This is a genomic window from Deltaproteobacteria bacterium (genome assembly GCA_029860075.1).
Lineage (GTDB): Bacteria > Desulfobacterota > JADFVX01 > JADFVX01 > JADFVX01 > JAOUBX01.
Genome location: JAOUBX010000007.1, coordinates 1 through 16,804 on the forward strand (window position 1 = coordinate 1; position 16,804 = coordinate 16,804).

General features: G+C 45.3%; 17 protein-coding genes. 7 read left to right on the top strand and 10 right to left on the bottom strand.

The features are described from left to right. The first annotated feature begins 301 nt into the window (after positions 1 to 301). The 3 genes from OEV42_03495 to OEV42_03505 all read left to right on the top strand — a co-directional run bounded on the left by OEV42_03495 (position 302) and on the right by OEV42_03505 (position 1,706). A complete protein-coding gene (locus OEV42_03495; protein MDH3973323.1) occupies positions 302 to 736 on the top strand; it encodes a GFA family protein in 435 nt (144 codons plus the stop codon). Then, positions 711 to 1,070: a hypothetical protein gene (locus OEV42_03500; protein MDH3973324.1), complete on the top strand. Its 360-nt coding sequence runs from the start codon at positions 711 to 713 to the stop codon at positions 1,068 to 1,070. The genes OEV42_03495 and OEV42_03500 overlap by 26 nt, the downstream gene beginning before the upstream one ends. Positions 1,071 to 1,247: 177 nt before the next feature. Then, positions 1,248 to 1,706 (top strand): c-type cytochrome, encoded by a 459-nt coding sequence (locus OEV42_03505; protein MDH3973325.1) that lies wholly within the window; start codon positions 1,248 to 1,250, stop codon positions 1,704 to 1,706. 205 nt (positions 1,707 to 1,911) lie between these two features. Here OEV42_03505 and OEV42_03510 read toward each other — a convergent pair whose 3' ends face one another. Next, positions 1,912 to 2,514: a DUF445 family protein gene (locus OEV42_03510; protein ID MDH3973326.1), complete on the bottom strand. Its 603-nt coding sequence runs from the start codon at positions 2,512 to 2,514 to the stop codon at positions 1,912 to 1,914. A 168-nt stretch (positions 2,515 to 2,682) separates the two neighbouring features. Here OEV42_03510 and OEV42_03515 point away from each other — a divergent pair, with 168 nt between their 5' ends. Both OEV42_03515 and OEV42_03520 read left to right on the top strand, forming a co-directional pair. Further along, positions 2,683 to 4,203: a hypothetical protein gene (locus OEV42_03515; protein MDH3973327.1), complete on the top strand. Its 1,521-nt coding sequence runs from the start codon at positions 2,683 to 2,685 to the stop codon at positions 4,201 to 4,203. Then, on the top strand, positions 4,175 to 6,766 hold the full coding sequence (locus OEV42_03520; protein MDH3973328.1) for a hypothetical protein: 2,592 nt from the start codon (positions 4,175 to 4,177) through the stop codon (positions 6,764 to 6,766). Before OEV42_03515 ends, OEV42_03520 begins: the two co-directional genes overlap by 29 nt. A gap of 54 nt (positions 6,767 to 6,820) precedes the next feature. On the opposite strand, the gene OEV42_03525 is transcribed toward OEV42_03520, so the two are convergent. The 6 genes from OEV42_03525 to OEV42_03550 all read right to left on the bottom strand — a co-directional run bounded on the left by OEV42_03525 (position 6,821) and on the right by OEV42_03550 (position 13,141). Next, entirely contained in the window at positions 6,821 to 7,438 is a 618-nt protein-coding gene (locus OEV42_03525; protein ID MDH3973329.1) for a hypothetical protein, read from the bottom strand. Between the two features lie 229 nt (positions 7,439 to 7,667). Then, complete coding sequence (locus OEV42_03530) at positions 7,668 to 10,034, bottom strand: FtsX-like permease family protein (GenBank protein MDH3973330.1); 2,367 nt, start codon at positions 10,032 to 10,034, stop codon at positions 7,668 to 7,670. 33 nt (positions 10,035 to 10,067) lie between these two features. Then, on the bottom strand, positions 10,068 to 10,742 hold the full coding sequence (locus tag OEV42_03535; GenBank protein MDH3973331.1) for an ABC transporter ATP-binding protein: 675 nt from the start codon (positions 10,740 to 10,742) through the stop codon (positions 10,068 to 10,070). 100 nt (positions 10,743 to 10,842) lie between these two features. Next, positions 10,843 to 11,394 (bottom strand): PadR family transcriptional regulator, encoded by a 552-nt coding sequence (locus OEV42_03540; protein MDH3973332.1) that lies wholly within the window; start codon positions 11,392 to 11,394, stop codon positions 10,843 to 10,845. A gap of 47 nt (positions 11,395 to 11,441) precedes the next feature. After that, positions 11,442 to 11,669 (bottom strand): hypothetical protein, encoded by a 228-nt coding sequence (locus tag OEV42_03545; GenBank protein MDH3973333.1) that lies wholly within the window; start codon positions 11,667 to 11,669, stop codon positions 11,442 to 11,444. Positions 11,670 to 12,685: 1,016 nt separating this feature from the next. After that, entirely contained in the window at positions 12,686 to 13,141 is a 456-nt protein-coding gene (locus tag OEV42_03550; protein MDH3973334.1) for a hypothetical protein, read from the bottom strand. 90 nt (positions 13,142 to 13,231) lie between these two features. Here OEV42_03550 and OEV42_03555 point away from each other — a divergent pair, with 90 nt between their 5' ends. Further along, positions 13,232 to 13,399, top strand: coding sequence for a hypothetical protein (locus OEV42_03555; protein MDH3973335.1), 168 nt, complete (start codon positions 13,232 to 13,234; stop codon positions 13,397 to 13,399). A gap of 188 nt (positions 13,400 to 13,587) precedes the next feature. Next, positions 13,588 to 13,923, top strand: a complete 336-nt coding sequence (locus OEV42_03560) for a helix-turn-helix domain-containing protein (protein ID MDH3973336.1) — start codon at positions 13,588 to 13,590, stop codon at positions 13,921 to 13,923. 206 nt (positions 13,924 to 14,129) lie between these two features. On the opposite strand, the gene OEV42_03565 is transcribed toward OEV42_03560, so the two are convergent. From OEV42_03565 to OEV42_03575, 3 genes are all read right to left on the bottom strand, one after another. Then, positions 14,130 to 14,750 (bottom strand): hypothetical protein, encoded by a 621-nt coding sequence (locus OEV42_03565; protein ID MDH3973337.1) that lies wholly within the window; start codon positions 14,748 to 14,750, stop codon positions 14,130 to 14,132. 91 nt (positions 14,751 to 14,841) lie between these two features. Then, entirely contained in the window at positions 14,842 to 15,864 is a 1,023-nt protein-coding gene (locus OEV42_03570) for an RES family NAD+ phosphorylase (GenBank protein MDH3973338.1), read from the bottom strand. A 1-nt stretch (position 15,865) separates the two neighbouring features. After that, the gene (locus OEV42_03575; GenBank protein ID MDH3973339.1) at positions 15,866 to 16,804 is read right to left on the bottom strand and encodes a sce7725 family protein; all 939 of its coding nucleotides are present in this window, start codon (positions 16,802 to 16,804) and stop codon (positions 15,866 to 15,868) included.

Below are 16,804 nucleotides of genomic sequence, written 5' to 3' on the forward strand. Positions count from 1 at the left end.
TCGGAGATCTCCGAATCCCAATTTATTACATTGAATGAGTACTGGTACCGATCTCACTTCCCTCCTTAAAACTATTTACAAAAAAGAATACATCATGTATATAAATAAAGTTAAAAGCCTGGGGGAAAGTTAAATGGGAAAAGTAAAGACATTGAAGGAAAGAAAAAGCCCGGGCCGGTGATGGTTACGGGTTTTTTTGATTTTGGAGGCTCTTTTTTGTGAGACGGCAGGAGGATAATTCCTGGAAGATTGCCCGATTAATTGATAATAGCGACGAGCAGGTTTAAAAAAGGAGAGGGAAATGACTGATAAAAGTAAGGGGGAAGGGCACTGTCTTTGTGGGGCCGTGTATATTACTGCCTGGGCAATGAGCAATAAGGTTGGGGCCTGTCATTGCGGAATGTGCAGAAGGTGGACGGGGGGGCCTTTGATGGCCGTTAATTGCGGCAGTGAAGTTACTTTTGAGGGGAAGGAAAATATTAGTGTTTTTGAATCTTCACAGTGGGCGGAGCGTGGCTTTTGCAAAAAGTGCGGCAGTCATCTCTTTTACCGGTTAAAAGAAGAAAATCAATACATCATTCCCGCCGGTATCTTTGAAAACGGTGAAAACCTTGTTTTTGATAACCAGGTTTTTATCGATAAAAAACCGGCATATTATAGTTTTTCCAATGAAACGCAGAACATGACCGAGGCGGAGATATTTGCCATGTATGGTTCATCGCCTGAAAAGGGATAAAATTGAAAAGGGAAAACAAATCCGATGTCCCTATACGGTTACAGTAGTCGAAGGGATAAGCGAACTGGAAGCGGGAATTCTCAATGATTTGCAGACCCTCATTGTTTCCGGTAAAGAGAGGAAAGAACGCGATGAGATCATCGAAGATTTTGAAGAGGTGACGGGGTATGCGCCGACAGATGAGAAAAAAATGGACAAGAGGATAAAAGAACTGGTAGAGATTATTGGAGAACTTGATGAACTAAAATCAGATACGGATGCCGTCAGACTCCATATGGATAAACTGCTTAAGGTCTACGAAAGGAGATGGACTAAGGCCGTGGAATCGAATTGAAATGAAAGAGAGAATGTAACTATTCAGCGTTTTTACTCATACAGGATTTTTCGCTGAATAGTTACGAAATATTTTTATTACAGAGGGCCGGAAGATATTCCGGCCCTTTTTATGGCAGGTAACATTCTTCCGTTGCTTTCCTTGACAAGATGATGAACACACAAATATACTTTGTCCATGAAGAAACTCTTTTTTATTCCCCTTTTCATATTACTGTTCACGGCATGCTCGAAAGAGGAAGAGCCGCCCCTCATTATTCTTACCAATGAAGTCGCTACAGATAAGGATAAAAAGAAAACAGTTTTTACAAAACCTCCCAAGCAGATGCGCCACTGCACGCCCTGCCATAATTTTAAAAAAGAGGGAAAGCGCAAGATAGGTCCCAACCTTTACGGCATTGTGGGCAAAAAGGTGGGGCAGGCCGAAGGCTTCAGGTATTCTAAAGCCTTTGCCGAAGGGGAGTGGACCTGGACACGTGAGAACATCCGTCTTATTATTAGCCGAAGTACGGGCGCTGCCACGGAAGTCGTCAAGACCTTGAGTGGTGATCCTTCGGCCAAGACGAATATGAAATTTTACGGCGCCGGCGATTCCGATGCCGAGATTATTCTTGATTATCTGGAGACGCTTAAATAAGGGTATTAATCAAAAAAAAAATTGGACACAGATTTACGCTGATTCACTATGATTTTCACAGATTTTTTAATTAATCATTGAAATCCATGTCCTTTCGGCGTGGATTCTTTGCTAACTCTATCTACTAATTTTTATATTTTTTATCTGTGTTCATCATAGCTTATCTGTGCAGATCAGTGTCTAATGAATATTGTTAGATTGAAAACTAATTCAGAAAATGGACGACTGCAACCTGGACAGAGCCGATGATAAAACCGAGAACGGCTCCTACGATCTCAATATGTCTCAGTTCTCTTGCCACCAGCTCGAAGACAAGCTTTTCGAGTTTCTTGATGTCAAAGGCATCCACCCTGGCTGTCACAAGTTCCTTTACATTGACCATGTCGTGAAACCTGTCGAGCAGTTCGGGTTTTTTCCCTTCAACCTGCTTGACGATCTCCTTTGAAAGGTAGTACTTGATGCTGTTCAGGATGGAATCGGAGATAACGCCGACAATGGGGTATTTTTTCACTGATTCCGTTCTGATGTAGTTTTTGATAATCCCCTCGATGGCATGTTCCACCTCATCTTCCCAACCCGAATCTTCCAGTATTTCCGATATGTCCTTTGATGACAGCAGTTCCCTTTCAATGGTTTTTGCAAGGCTGTGTGCAAATGCCTCGCGCCGCTTTGGAAGCACGCCGTGAAAGGTAATGCCGAGAACCTTAACGGGATGATAAGGCTTAAAAAGCATTTTTATGGCGATATAGTTGGTAAGCCAGCCGATAATTGCGCCGATAATGGGCAGAAGTATAAGCCTGTAGTCCATGAAAACCTCGGGTTTGACAATGGCTTAATTCTACTTCAGGGAAGGGACGGAGTCAAGGCGCCGGGGGATTGCTTCCACAGGACAGAGGCGGGTTATACCGCGTTTATTTGTGCATTCCGCAGTTTTTTGTGGTAAAAATAATATATGGCATATTTAAGAGGGAGCGCAATGATGACTATGTTCAAAAATATTAAATTATCTTTTTCTGCTCCTTCCATGCTGCTTGTTATCCTCCTTTTGGCGGTTTTGTCCGGTGGATGCTCGGGTTCCAGGCCTAAAGCCGATGCGGCGCCGGGGATGGCGGGAAAGCAGGAGCTGGAAGAAATCATTCCTTATACAATGGGGAATATCAAATGGCACAAGGCATTATATAAAGAGGGGTGGCGTGTTGTCACGTCCAGCGAAAAGGCATTGAGCTATGCGAAAGAGAAATCCATAAAGTCTTCCGGCAGCGCCCTGTCAGAGCTTCTTGCGAGCTATGGCAAGAGAACGGGAGACCTGGGCCGGGATATGAAGGATGCTGTCGCTGCTGCCGGAAGAAGAACGCAAAAGGTTTTTAGGGAAGGGAAGGAAAAAAGCGGCGACATTATTGAAAAGACCCATGTCCTGGGCCAACGTGAAATTCACTACGGAGAGGAGAATTTCCGTGCTGCCTGGGGCCACCTGATCAAAGGAAATATGTCTATAGGAGCAAGGACCGAGGCGGACAGAAAGGAACTGGCCGCACTTCCTCATAACTATTATTCAGGTATTAAGGAGGACTTCAGCAACATAAAAGAGGCAACTGACGGCTTTCTTGAAAAGGTTACCGGACCCATAAACGATTCATGGGAAGATGCTTTTCAAAAGGCAGGCAATGAATTCAGGGAGCAGTATGAACTGTCGGGACAAAAGGGGAATTCCCTGACCGCTCTTGGGCCTATCCTTTACGGTTATCTCAAGGTTTTTTACGAGGGATTTGCAGCCCCTTCCTCAAAAACGATTGTTAAAAAAGGGATCATCGGCACAAGCCGGGCCCTCTTTCTTCCCGCCTCGGCAACGGTGGTAGCAGGCAGGACTGTTCAGTCTGCCGGGCTCGCTGTTTACTATACGGGCAAGAGCGGCATAAATATTATAGCGCCCACCGTGGAGGGCGGATTTTATACGGGGCTTGCCATGCTCTCTCTCGGCGCCGTTCCTCTTACCTATGCGTCAGGTATTACGCTTGGCGCCATTAACCAGGTAGCCTTCACGGCAGGAGCGCCTGTTGCCGGGACTGCCGAAGGCGCAGCCCGGGGGGTGGGCGGTTCGGCAAAATATGTGGGATTTCTTGCTTATGACAGCGTTAAGGGGACGACGAAAGTCGTTATTAACCAGACAAGCGCCGGTATTGTCCTTGGTTATAACGCGCTCACTGCCATCCCCCTGCACCTTCTTGTCGGCGCCGTTGACAGCGCCATTTTCCTTGCCTGGGACGGGCCGAGGCTTGTTTTAATCAAAGCGAGCGGGCAGGCAGGTAAAAACTATAGCCCCGGAGACCTTCCATCGGGAGTCGTTGTTAATATTGATGAAATGAGGAAGGAAAACGGTATTAAAGTAGAAGTTTTGTCCGAAGATCCTCATGTTATAAAAGAAGTAATCGAGAAAATTCCATGTGATTTAAGGGAAGGAGGCGGGGCCTGTGAACAATTGCAGCAGGAAATATTCTAAATTATGGGCAGTGGCGCTCATTGTCTGCATGGCGGGCTGTGCAAAGAAGGTTGATGATCCCCTCAAATATACGAAGAAGCTGGCAAAAGAAGGCCATTTATCGCTCTATAATAACGGCGCCTTCAGGGTGCCCCATACGTCCATAACGCTTATACCGCCCGGTCCCGATACCCTTCAGTTTGCCGGGGAACTGGCGGGCCTTCGGGCAAAGCAGTCAATGACGCTTTCTCTAAAAAGGGCTGCCGAGTCAGTTGATGTCGTCGTCGAGGGGACAAAAGAGAGCTACGAGCTGGCAAAAAAAATCCATCAAGTGACAGACAGGGGCGCCAAAGCCATAAGGCGGGAGGTTAGCGGTACGGGGATTATACTCGTTTCCAAATCATACAGCGCCGGTAAAAACATTGCCGTCAAATCATGGGAGTTTTCAAAAGAGAGGGTGGCCGACATAAACAGGCTCACATCAGCTACGATTGAAAGCTTTGACAAAAGCGGGAAAAAAGTTAGCGGCGCTATGGGAAAAGCGGGAGAATCGCTGTCTGAAAAATCAGAGCGCCTTGGAGAAAGCATGGCAACCGGCGCTGCTCAAAAAGGGGAGCAGATTGCCGGGGCGTCAGTTATTGAGGGTGAGGAAATAGCGGAAAGCGGAGAGATAAAAAGTAAGGAAATTGCCCGTGGTGCAATCAGAAAGGGTGATGACATTGTTGAAGGTTCCATTGCCAGGGGGAAGGAAATTATGATGGCGCCTGCAAAAGCGGGGAAAGAAATCATCAGGAAGTCGAGCGAAGTGGGTGATGAAATTTCCGCAGAGGCCACTAGGAAGGGCGAAGAAATGGCAAGGCGCTCTGTCGAAAAGGGTGAAGAAATCGGGGAAAAGTACAGGGAGGCAGGCGAAAGGCATATAGATAAATCGCTTGAAAAGGCAAGGGGGATTTACCGGCGGAGCAGGGAAAGAAGCGGAAAAGCGCTTTACTACGGATATGAACAGTTTGTTGTCGGTTATGCCACACTTCCTTCAAAACTGGGCAAGAGAAAAGAAAGCATAGGGGATAGCCTGGAAGAACTCAAACTGGGTGATATAGCCAGGGAAGAGTGGGAAAGGGCAAGAAAGCTGTCTAAAGGTCCTGCCGGACTTGCAGTAGAGACAGTAAGCGATTATGCTGAAGACGTTTCTGAACCCTTCAGGCGGGCAAAGGAAGAGCTTTCCGAAGGTTACAAAACATCAAGCATGAGTTTTTCCATATTAAAATCCATCGGCTGGGTACTTAAAGGGCTCTTATGGGATGCGACTCTGGAGCCTGCCGCAAAAATAACAGCCGCTTCGGTGGGCTATATTGGCGTCAACATGGTTGCTTTCCCGGCAATGGTTGTCATGAGGGAAGGCATAACAACCGTTGAGGTGGCGGCAGAGGTTACATGGAATACGGCAAGAGGCGCTTATGATATTGTGGCGCCTACTCCCATTGCCGCCGTTGCCGGTGTATACAGCCTTGTCGATTATGCCTCTTCCAATGTTGTTGCCGGCGTAACCGCCCTGGGGGGTACCATGGCAGGAATGACTGAAAAGGGAGGGGGAGAAGTTGCCCGTCAGACGGTGAAGGGTGCCGGACAGGTAGCCGGCGCTGTTACAAAGGCCGGCGGCAAGGTGGCCGGTGAAGTTGTCAAGGGAGCAGGCGCTGTAACAGGCGCTGTCGTGGCAGGCGGGGGAACGGTACCGGCGGCAGCGGCAGGCACAACGGTTATGGGCGCCGGCCAGGTGGCAGGTGTTGCAACCAAAGGGGGCGGGCAGGTAGCTGCCGTGGCGACTAGAGGAGGCGCAGAAGCGGCGGCAGTTCTTGTAAAAGGCGCAGGAAAAATGACGGATCTCGTTATTACCGGTGCCGGCCAGGTTGCGGGCGCGCTTACCAAAGGGACCGGAAAAGTGGCCGGAGCAACGGTAAAGGGGGCCGGCAAAGTAACGGGCCTTACCATCAAGGGGACAGGCTATGCAGGGGCAGGCTTGCAGTACATTGGTGTTCCCCTCGCTGCGGCAGGCATTACCGTCACAGGGGGAGCGCTGGGAACGACTGTCGGTACGGCAGGCGGTCTTGCCGGAGGAAGTGTGTCAATCGTCGGTGAAAGCGGCGCAGCGGCAACGCAACTCTTTGGAAACACCATTGCAGGGACGGCATTGGCAGGAGGAACGGCAATCTCAACGGCGGGAGGAGGCGCTCTGGGTGTCTATGAGCTTTCAAAGGCCGTCGTCGTTCCCGCAGGATATGAACTGGGGAGCGGTATTGTTCTCAGCTACGGCACCCTCTCCCATATGGGCGCCCATTCCATCCTGGCCGTATCGGATTTTTCCTATATGGTTCTCTCTCTGGAAGGTCCCCGCTGGGTTGTTTATGCCGTTAAGGGAAACCTCGGCCAGGGAGAAGAGCTGATGGCAGGAACGGTTCTCGATCTCAATAAAATGCAGGAAGGCGGTGAAGAGATGGCCTACCTGCCGCTTTCTGATGAAGAGATGAAAAATGTCGTTGAATCAGTTTATGAAAACCTGCCTGTTTTTGAGGAAGGGCCGCAATAAGTATTGCATCGGTGGCTGATATTTACAGGCAGGGAAGGGCAAAAGAGGTGTGGCTCAGAGTTCGCCTTGCCTTTTATCGGGCTTTTTCGTCCATCGGAGAAATAGCAAAATCACTGCCAGCAGTAAAAAGGCGCAGCCAACCTCCACCAGGAGTCCCGCCCAGATGTAGGTCCTTTTGAGCGCTTTGGGAGAGATTTCTATCTTGATTTTCGGGTTCGTTTGCTGCAATTTAAGGGATGATCGCTCCACAGCCAGAGTGATATTATAGCGCACTCCCTGCCGGGCCGGAAAGCGGCCAAGCAGTTTCCCCATTTTTTCCCTTTTGTAACCCTTATTACTATCCAGTGAATGACCGTGAGCCACCTTTTTCCCGTCCACCTCTACAGTCCAGGAAATAAATAATTCGGCAGGAAAGGGCTCACACCGTTGCGGCGCTACGGTTTCGATACCGAGCAGGCAGATTTGTTCCTGTATATCCAGCTTCCGTTCCGTCTCAAGGCGAATTTCATAAATGGCGTTATAGCGCGCCATATACTCCCTCTCCAGGGTCTCGCCTTTCTCCACTTTGACAAGGAACTCAAGGGGCTCCGCCTTGAGGCTGAAGAAAAGGAAGGCCGCAATTGAAAAGAGCACAACAGCCCCAACAAGAAGAGTAACGGCATTTCGCAGCATAACAAGCCCTTTTCCTTTTTAAATAGAGACGCTTTTTCCCTTTATGCAGTGTGCTAATTTAAGACTTAACAGGCCTTTTTGTCAAATTTATAAATTCTTTTCCCTAATGATGCTGTTTTCAGCCTGAATGCAATATTGCAATAACCTGACCTGATCTTTAGCCGGAAGCATAAATAGAGGTAGATGACCGGGCAATATCATGTTGAGAATATTGGCCGTTGCCCTTCATTTATTCATAGGCAATGGCCTGGCGAACAGTAATCTCTGTGGCTTTATTGGCGGGCACCCGGCTGGCGATATAGCCAAATAACAGCGTTACAATAAGGGTGATGGTAAAGCCCGGGGTGCTAAATGCAAAGTCAAGAGGAGTATCCTCGCCTAATATCAATTCACCAAAAAACCCGGCCGCAAGGCTGCTCATGGGCAAGGCCAGTAACAGGCCGGAGATAATACTTGGTACGCTAATGATAAATCCTTCAAGGACAAACAATTGAATAATCATTTTTGGTGTGGCGCCGATAGCGCGTAAAACGCCAATTTCCCTGGTGCGCTCAATGATATTGATACCCATGGCAGAGCCCATACCCATGGAACTGACGGACAGAACCAGTAAAGAAAGAAAGAGGATAATCATCAAAATGATATTCAGATGATTAAAAATAATGACCGCCCTTTCGGCTTGTGACATTACATAGATCACATTCATGCCGGATTTTTCGATGATATGTTCAACCTCTTTCTTGACCCTGATAACATTATCATAAGCACGATCATTCAGGCTGATCATAAGGCTGTTAATGTTGTTGTCAGGGTTTGCCAGACGGTTATAGTTATCAAGGTCGACGTATATTTTGGCAACATCGAATTCACGCACCACACCTGCCAATTTGGCTGAAACCTGTTTGTCTCCAGGAGCAATGGCGTAGTGCCTGCCGATAATAAGGGGCTTAAGCTCCATTGCCGCCTGTTGATTGACGACAAATTCCAGCTCTTTTGATCCCGTAAGCCAGGTTCCTTGCATCATGTCATGGTCTTTCAGTTTGCTGTCAAAGGGCGCGGCAATCAGTCCAATAGGGGAAGCCGTTGACAGGCTGTCATTTTGAATTCGCCCAACACCGCCAAGCCAACCTTCAATACTTTTAATGGCGTCAATATCTTTAAAAGGCGCTATGGCAATTTCAGGCGGCAGGCTTTGTTTCAATAGGACCTTAATGTCATATTTCATCGATTGACCGGTTTTATCCAAAAACTCACTCAATGATGCGCGCACATTAAAGCCCGTTAGAAAAATCGCAACACCCAGCGCCATAGTCGCCATGGTCCCCATCATTCGGGTTTTGCGACGGCCGACATTTCTTATGGAAAGTGATAAAACGTTTGTGTTTGTAATGCCCGTGGCCTTACTGGAAGCTGTGCCGTCATTCGTTATTATTCCGTAGTCACCAAGCGCGTCATTGACCGATATATTCATGCCTTTAAGCAGCGCAGGCAGTGAAAATATAAGAGGCAGCGCAAAGCCGAGCAAAGTGATGACAGCATAGATGGCAGGCGGTATTTGCGTCGTTAGAATATCAAAATTGAGTATCCCTGCGACAAATGCCGAATAAGCTTTGCCCGTCATTATCGCCAATGGCAGGCCAATGATTATGGAGGCAAGTGACATGGCTAAAATATAGGTAATATAACTTTTTAAAATATGCCCTCCCGTTGCACCAATGGCTTTCATAATACCAATCTGTCTGATCTGCTGAGTTAAAATACTGCTCATCAATTGCGACACCAAAACCATGGCCATTATAAAGGCCAGCATGCCCATAGCGCCGTTTAAATAGAGCAATGTGTTGAGCTGGAACTGATGGGGATGTTCATTAAATTCAGGGATATGAAAGCTTTTTACTTTAATAGCCGAACGTGAAAATTCGTCAGATAGTTTTTCAAATTTAGCCTTTACATCCTGCTTTGTCTCAACATTGCTAAATCGAATGATAAGGCGTTGATTTACCGGTTCTCCCGTCAATTTGCGGTAAGTTTTTTTGTCCGTATAGGCATAAACAAAGGCATCTTGTGTGGCGGGCGCCTGGGCAGGATCAAAGATAATCCCCGATATTTCCGTTTCAATAATTTTGCCTTCAGATTGTACACGTGCGGTAGAATTTACGTCAAAATCAGAAATGAGCAGGCTGTTCCTTTCAACGAGTATTGTTCCTTCAGTGGGCGGGAAACTTCCCCTTTGCCTGAAAAATTTAGCCAACGATAATTGCTCAAAATCATGGACCGAATAAAGCCATAAGGGCAGCCATTCATCTTGATGCACTTCAACGCGCAACACCGCTTTATCCCGAAATTCAGCTGCCAGAATATCCGGTTTTGCAAGTAATTCATGAAGCTTTAATTTGTTAAAATCTTCCGACTCAATTGAGATGTGTACAGGCTCAGTCTGCAAATAATTTTCAGTCAAATCATGGGTCATAATATGCATGGATACCAATAATGAACCAACACCCCAAAGTCCAATGGTCAAAGCCAAAATAGCAACCAATGTCGATCTGTATCTAATTGTCATGTCGCGGATGGATTTTTTAAAAATAATAGGCATTCGATTTACTCCTCATAACCTGAAATGTCGGATTTATTGGGAAATTTCACCATCTTGCAGCCTGATAACCTGATCGAATTGCCCGCCATCGACATTCTCATGCGTTACTGTAATAACTGTTGTGCCCCCGGCAACCAATTCAGCAAATATAGCTTTTACTGATTTGGCGGCGCCGCTATCCAGGTTGCCTGTCGGTTCATCCGCCACTAATATATCGGGATCATTGGCCAGCGCACGGGCAATAGCCGCCCGTTGTTGCTCTCCGCCCGACAGCGCCGCAGGGAATTTCGCAAAATGGTCCAATATGCCTGCCCTCCTGAGCAATGATCTGGCTCGTTCTTGTCGTTCATTTTTGGGTATGGCTTTTACAAACTCCATGGCTAAAAGGGTATTTTCAATAATAGTCAATGTGGGAATAAGTTGAAAAAATTGAAACACAATGCCGATATTTTTGCCGCGCCAGCCGGCCAGTTCACTTTCACCGAGTTCATGAATATTTGTGTCCTTCACTTTAACCAGACCGTCAGAGGGATGATCAATTCCCGCAATCAGGTTAAGCAGGGTTGATTTGCCGCTGCCGGACTTGCCGACAATGGCGATATGCTCACCTTTTTCGATGCCGAAACTAATGTTTTTAAGCGCCGTAAAAATCCTGTCGCCCTGGCTGAAACTCTTGGTCACCTCTTTTAATTCAATAATATTCATCATATTCCTCCCTGGTGTTATAATTAATAATACTTTACGGTATAGTATTGACTGCTAAAAAAAGGGCCCTTTCGCCCTATAATTTCCTAAGTCCGACAGACTTCTAGCGGTGCTCTTTTATAAATTCCTCACGCAATATTTTTACCCATTTCACTAAAACATCAACAACCATCAAATATTGTTTTACAATCAGACGGCCGGCAAAAGTGGCTTTTCCCTTGCCTTCTTGTGAATGAGGTATTAACCAGGATTGTATGGCTTTAATTTCGGCCGCATAAGCATCAATCAATTCAAGCCCTTCTTCATAATCCAACGATTCCAGGCTATAAACGACGCTGTTAATATCGAAGTAAAAGGGGGTAATTGTGCCGGCAAAATGTGTCATCAATTCCCTGAAGTGTTCATGACCCACTTTGCTCACTCTATACATCCTTTTTTCAGGCGCTTCGCCATCACGCCTCACCTCGCCACTTAAATGCCCTTGTTCAAAAAGTCTTTTACAGCTTTTATAAATGGCAGGCGTGCTCAGCTTTACCAGGCGCGTGACTTGATGTTCTTCAACAAATTGCGCAAGCTTATAGGCATTCATGGGCTCTTTGTTCAATATGCCCAATACGACCATGTCGATTATAGAATATGTTTTCTTGTCCACCATGTACTATACTATATAGCACTATTGCGTCTAGTTGCAAGTCCTTTCTGTTACCATGAGTCTTTCCCCTGATCCAAAAGCGCTTCAGAAATCTGCATTGTCGTATCTTCCAGTAAACTGACAAGGAATATCAAACCCTCCCTGCTTCGCCTGCTAAAAGAAACCTCATCGGAATTGTAAGACTGAAAATCCCTCAAAAAGCTCAAAATATAACTAACCCTCTGCAAGGCATCGATGGGATCATCCTCTTCGTTAAAAAGTGGATTTATTCTCTTCATTGTTACCCCTTCCTCAATTTTTTAGTTACCAGTTTTAGTTTATTATCCTTAATCCCTGAAAAGCTCTTTTAGTTCTATCTTTTTTAAAAATCCGGTCAATCCTGTAAATCCTGTCAAAGAAAAAAGACTTAAAGATTTTTATTTAGACCCCGTTAAGAGGTTTAACGGGGCAGGCGGGATTAACGGGATTGACAGGATAAAGCAAAGATTTTTTTACCACGGAAACACGGAAGTCACGGAAAGTTACGATCAAAAGCATCTTTTTCCTTTCCCGCACAGCGGCCCCAAAAAACTCTTTCTATTTTTTTATTCCCATTAAACGCAGCCGAGTGGAGCTGTTCTCTGTGGAAAAAGGGTTTATACTGTCTGAGCGAAGCGAGTTTATAAACCCGCCACAGATAACAGTGGAGCGAGGGAAGCCGCAGGCCAAGATGTCGGGCGGCCTTTCTTTTGCTTACTTTCTCTTTGGCCGTTTGCTATGCCCCTTGGGTACAAAGAAAAGTAAGAAAGTTTCTGCCCTTATTCTGTATTTTTTTCTGCCCTGTGGGTGCTGCACGCTCTACAGCAAAAAGCCCTTTTAAGGTTTTTAAAATCCAGTTGATCCTGTAAATCCTGTCAAAGAAAAAAGATTTTAAAGAGTTTTATTGAGACGGGATTAACGGGATTGACAGGATAAAGCAAAGATTTTTTTTACCACGGAAACACGGAAGTCACGGAAAGTTAGAATCATAAGATTTTTTCCATCATTAAAATATATTCTTACTTTATCTTTTACCCTCAAGGGGCATAAAGGCCGTCAAAGAAAAGTATGAAAGCTCTTGCTCTTCCCCTGCGCGAAACAAAATTCTAATCCGCGTCATCTGCGTCATCCGTGTCCCATTTTTTTTGCCCTTCCCGCGAAGCGGCCCTAATTTATACTTTTTCTTAGTGGTCCTTCGTGACCCTTGGTGGATAAAAAATCTTTTCCCGTGGTTAAATCCGCGCCAATCCGCCTAATCCGCGTTATCCGTGTTCCATCATCTTTTCAACCGCGCCTCACACTGCCTCTTCAATTCCTCCGCCTCGCCCTTAAGCGGCCCGCCCCGCCCGATAACAATATCAAAAGATTCCATAGCGCTTTTCAGCGGTTTCTCTTCACTTGCTCTTGTAATACAGGACCCCTGCAAGACACTCTGCAACTGATTCTTTCCCCGTTGAAAAATCACAAGGTCGAAATCATTGAACTTTTCCGAATATTCAGTAAGAATCCTTTTTTTCTTTTCCAGATAGAGTTCGATAATCTGCTGAATCCCCCAGCGGAGGCTGTCGCTGCGATTATCACTCCCATTTTCACTGCTAAAACCTGTCAGACAGGATGTGGCAATAAGCATCCCCAGTGCCTCCAAAACAGAGGATTGTTGGTCCAGCGCATCATACATATTCCCCACGAGCCATATATCAAATTCACCTTTCTTTGGTTTTGCTTCTGACATGGGTTGCCTCCTTGTGTGAATGATTTGTAGTTTATTATGAGCTCATAATAAACTATTGTCAATTATTTTTTGTTATATTAGATTGAGGGCATGAAAAAGGATGAGGAAACAAAAAGAGGAACGACGGTCTATCTAAGCCCCCGCATTAATAAAACGGTTAAAGATGTCGCTAAAAAAGAAGACCGTTCTTTTACAAAACAGATAGAGCGCATGTTGAAAGACTGGCTGATCGAGCGGGGGTATTTGGATAAGGAGTGAACGTTCTCTAAACTGGCAGATAGAGCGGATTTTGAAAGATTGGCTGCTTGAGCAGGGTAAGATTAAAATTAACGAATGAATGACTATTTGGGAAGGTTTGGAGCCTTCCCTTATTTTTTGGTGCCAGGGTAAAAAGTTTTGTATGACAGGAGACTCTATAATTCTTGGTAGAGTGGAATAGGTATAGGATGATTGGAAAAGATATCTGTTCGAGAATAAAAGGAATTCGTCAAGCAATGAAGCTGACGCAAAGTCAGTTTGCAGAGCTTACTAATATTAGTGAAGATAGCCTTGGAAAAATTGAGAGAGAGGTCAACGTACCGTCGTTAGACACATTGTATAAGGTCGCAAAGGGTATCAAGATGCCTTTGACAGAGTTGCTTTCTCCTTTTGATGAAAAGACAGCCGGAAAGGTTTGCAGGGAGTTAGAGGATTTACTGACTTATTTAAAGACAAAATCACCGGATGAGATAGAACTTATTCATGAGCTTGCTGTAAAAATTCTTGATAGACCCAAAAAGTAATTCTTCCTGTTTTTCACAAACCCTCAAAGCATATTCTTCCTTTTCTTATACCGCTCATTTCACTCGCGAAAAGAGTGCTCTAAGGCGAAAAAGGAGGCTTGTTTAGAGGTTTTATCCTTTAATATTAGGGAGTTGACTTGGTCCGACCCCAAGTTGCGAAGCTTAGTAGGTACACTGGGCCTTTGCATTGACATTCAACGATTGGTTCAAGTGATTTTCATGAGAAAGTAGACTGGCTTATAGCCACCCATAAAAGCCATTGGATGGTAATATCCAAGCCCTCTGCTTTTCATTTTTACGCCCTTAAAAGCTTCTAATGCATCAGGTAAACTCAGCAGATTACAATTGCCAACAATATAATTTAACAAATCTTCTTCAGAGGCAAAAATATGTTTATGTAGTAAAGATTTCATGTGTCCATTATCCATCTCAATATGATAATTTTCACTTGTGCTTTCATACAAGTTAAACCATATGCAATCTGGTTCACTTCCCAATGTCTCAAAATTATTTGCGAGAGGACAGCCCGCGACTACAGGGATTCCATGTTCCAAGGCTGATTTTGCACCTGCAATAATTTCGCGGTTTATTTTGATATGTATTTCCGTACCTTCCGCATTTGCCAATTTAGGGCGTCTTGGATAAAGTCCAACTATATGAAACTTTTCTTTTTCGTGAACTGCTTTTGAAATGTTACTTCCTTCTCTCGTAATCCAAGGAAATATTGGCGTCACAAATTCATATTTTTTTTGAAGAATTTGTTTTAGTGCAGGAATTAATACATATTCCGCAGTACGTTCGCATATGAAACTTGTCGATTTATTCATTTACCAATAACATTGTTTGTCGATAGAAATAAATAGTATCAGCAACGACTGTTTTAGAAACTGACCGCCACTATTGGAAAACAGAACTAATTTATACCACCCTTTCTTCAGCTTCTATCGAAACATCGGTTATATCATAAAGCTGTACTCCCACTATCTCAAGCTGATCGTCATTGAATATGGCGTAATTAACACCATTACCAACAGAGCTTTTATATACAACGCCGTCAAAGCCTGAATGTTTTATAAACTCACTCAGATATTGAGTCGGCAGATATTCCAAGTTTGCTTCACGAGGAAGAATAGGTTTTTCCAGTTCTTCGCCCAGGCGGCAAAGATATTCAATGTCCATATAGAGCTGGCTTAAGTCATCCTCGTCCAGTGCAAAAGGTGAGATTGTCTTGCGTGGAGACCTCAAATCCAGCAAATTCAACTCTCCCGATACTTCAATTTTTGCAACGGATACCCAATCGCTTTTATGAGGCCTTATTTCCGCTATGGCAGTTTCGGGATCGGAGGCGGCGTAAAGATAAGGGATGCCGTGAGGGTTTGCCCGTCCACCACCCACCAGCTTTTCTGGCGGCTTCTTCATTTCTTCTTTAGAGTAGGCCTCATTCTCGGTGTTGCACCTTGCGCGATACATCAATTTAGGCTGTTCATCTGTGGGAAGGATAACAAAATCAAGCAGGTTTTCGAGATGGTCCAGATCGGGTATCTGCTTCGGAAAATAACGGTTCTTGTGTTTCAACTCTTCCCTAAAGGCGTTCCAGTTAATAATGCGAACTGAATCGGGGTACATCTTCGGCAGGTATTTTTTAGATTTAAAGTCTGTTCCGGGGTAGATGGCGTCTAAGATGGCAAAGCTCTTGTCGTCATCCAGTGTATCGAAGAGACTCCAATCCTTTTTCAATAATGCTACAAGCGAAAAAGCGGCATCGTCTTCAGAGACGCCGTAAAGATCGATAACCTGCTGAAAAATGTCCGCAAGGGTTTCGGGCGCTGCGAGATCGACAAACTTGCAGCCGCAAAAGCTGCAATCTCCCTTTTGGGGTGATTCTGTTACAATTTGAGATGATAGGAACCTGTCTGAAAAGCAATTGCCGCAACAAAACATATCATGCCTGCTTCATGTATTCGGCAATCAGTTCAAGGTGGTGTACCATTGAGAGCTTTTTTACTGTGCCAAGACCGGGAAAATGCCCTTTTTTGTGGAGCGCTAAATATTCTTCGCAAGCCGACGACCTGAAGATGGGACAATCTTCGCTTTTAAGTACCTCGACAAGCTTTTCGAGGGCTTCGAAAAACTTGCCCGCCGGGTCGGTCGGTGTGTTCGTCCTATCCGATATAAAATGCCTGACAAACATGTCCCCTTCACCATCGAGGCAAGTCAGGTGGATGGCGATGGCATAGGCAGGGCCACCGGTCTCCATATAATCATCGCCAACAATAAGGAAGTCACCGAAACCATTCATCCCCTCATCTTCATAGGTTACATGAAGGTCAAAAAAGTGATCCTGTTCCTTATAGTCTGCATTCTTTTGTTTTTCGAAGCCGTCGCGTATTAAGACACGGTCAACTTCCTTGAAGTGTTTTTGGTAGAGCTTGCCCGAATAGCCATCGATAAATATATGCTTCGTCACATTGTCTGTTTTCGCCAGCAGTGTGCTTAAATCCTTGCCCTTCGGGAAGCCGTAATGTATCAGCGCTATTGAGTGCCCTTGATAGTCGTCGATGAAGGTCTTGATGTCCATCAGGTTGCAATCGGCATCGGCAATGTAGCCAAGCGAGAATCGCTCATACCCCTTTAAAGAGTCATCTATAAGCTCCGAAAAGAGGGGGAGGGTGTTGGTCTTCAGGTCTCCAAATTTAGGGTTGACTATAAGAATGAAGTTTGCGTTTTTATCGCACAACTCGGCTGTCGTTTTTTTGAGGGAGGAAAGGTTGTCTTTGACAGGCTCTATAATGGGGCAGAAATCATGCTGTGCAATCAACTCGGAGCGTTCCCGGATCGTGATCAGTTCGTACTGCTTGCCTCTGAAATAGGGGTGATACAT

Coding starts and splice junctions, on each gene's coding strand:
- OEV42_03495 (MDH3973323.1), top strand. CDS start 302: ATGACTGATAAAAGTAAGGGGGAAGGGCACTGTCTTTGTGGGGCCGTG.
- OEV42_03500 (MDH3973324.1), top strand. CDS start 711: ATGGTTCATCGCCTGAAAAGGGATAAAATTGAAAAGGGAAAACAAATC.
- OEV42_03505 (MDH3973325.1), top strand. CDS start 1,248: ATGAAGAAACTCTTTTTTATTCCCCTTTTCATATTACTGTTCACGGCA.
- OEV42_03510 (MDH3973326.1), bottom strand. CDS start 2,514: ATGGACTACAGGCTTATACTTCTGCCCATTATCGGCGCAATTATCGGC.
- OEV42_03515 (MDH3973327.1), top strand. CDS start 2,683: ATGATGACTATGTTCAAAAATATTAAATTATCTTTTTCTGCTCCTTCC.
- OEV42_03525 (MDH3973329.1), bottom strand. CDS start 7,438: ATGCTGCGAAATGCCGTTACTCTTCTTGTTGGGGCTGTTGTGCTCTTT.
- OEV42_03530 (MDH3973330.1), bottom strand. CDS start 10,034: ATGCCTATTATTTTTAAAAAATCCATCCGCGACATGACAATTAGATAC.
- OEV42_03535 (MDH3973331.1), bottom strand. CDS start 10,742: ATGATGAATATTATTGAATTAAAAGAGGTGACCAAGAGTTTCAGCCAG.
- OEV42_03540 (MDH3973332.1), bottom strand. CDS start 11,394: ATGGTGGACAAGAAAACATATTCTATAATCGACATGGTCGTATTGGGC.
- OEV42_03545 (MDH3973333.1), bottom strand. CDS start 11,669: ATGAAGAGAATAAATCCACTTTTTAACGAAGAGGATGATCCCATCGAT.
- OEV42_03550 (MDH3973334.1), bottom strand. CDS start 13,141: ATGTCAGAAGCAAAACCAAAGAAAGGTGAATTTGATATATGGCTCGTG.
- OEV42_03555 (MDH3973335.1), top strand. CDS start 13,232: ATGAAAAAGGATGAGGAAACAAAAAGAGGAACGACGGTCTATCTAAGC.
- OEV42_03560 (MDH3973336.1), top strand. CDS start 13,588: ATGATTGGAAAAGATATCTGTTCGAGAATAAAAGGAATTCGTCAAGCA.
- OEV42_03565 (MDH3973337.1), bottom strand. CDS start 14,750: ATGAATAAATCGACAAGTTTCATATGCGAACGTACTGCGGAATATGTA.
- OEV42_03570 (MDH3973338.1), bottom strand. CDS start 15,864: ATGTTTTGTTGCGGCAATTGCTTTTCAGACAGGTTCCTATCATCTCAA.
- OEV42_03575 (MDH3973339.1), bottom strand. CDS start 16,804: ATGTATCACCCCTATTTCAGAGGCAAGCAGTACGAACTGATCACGATC.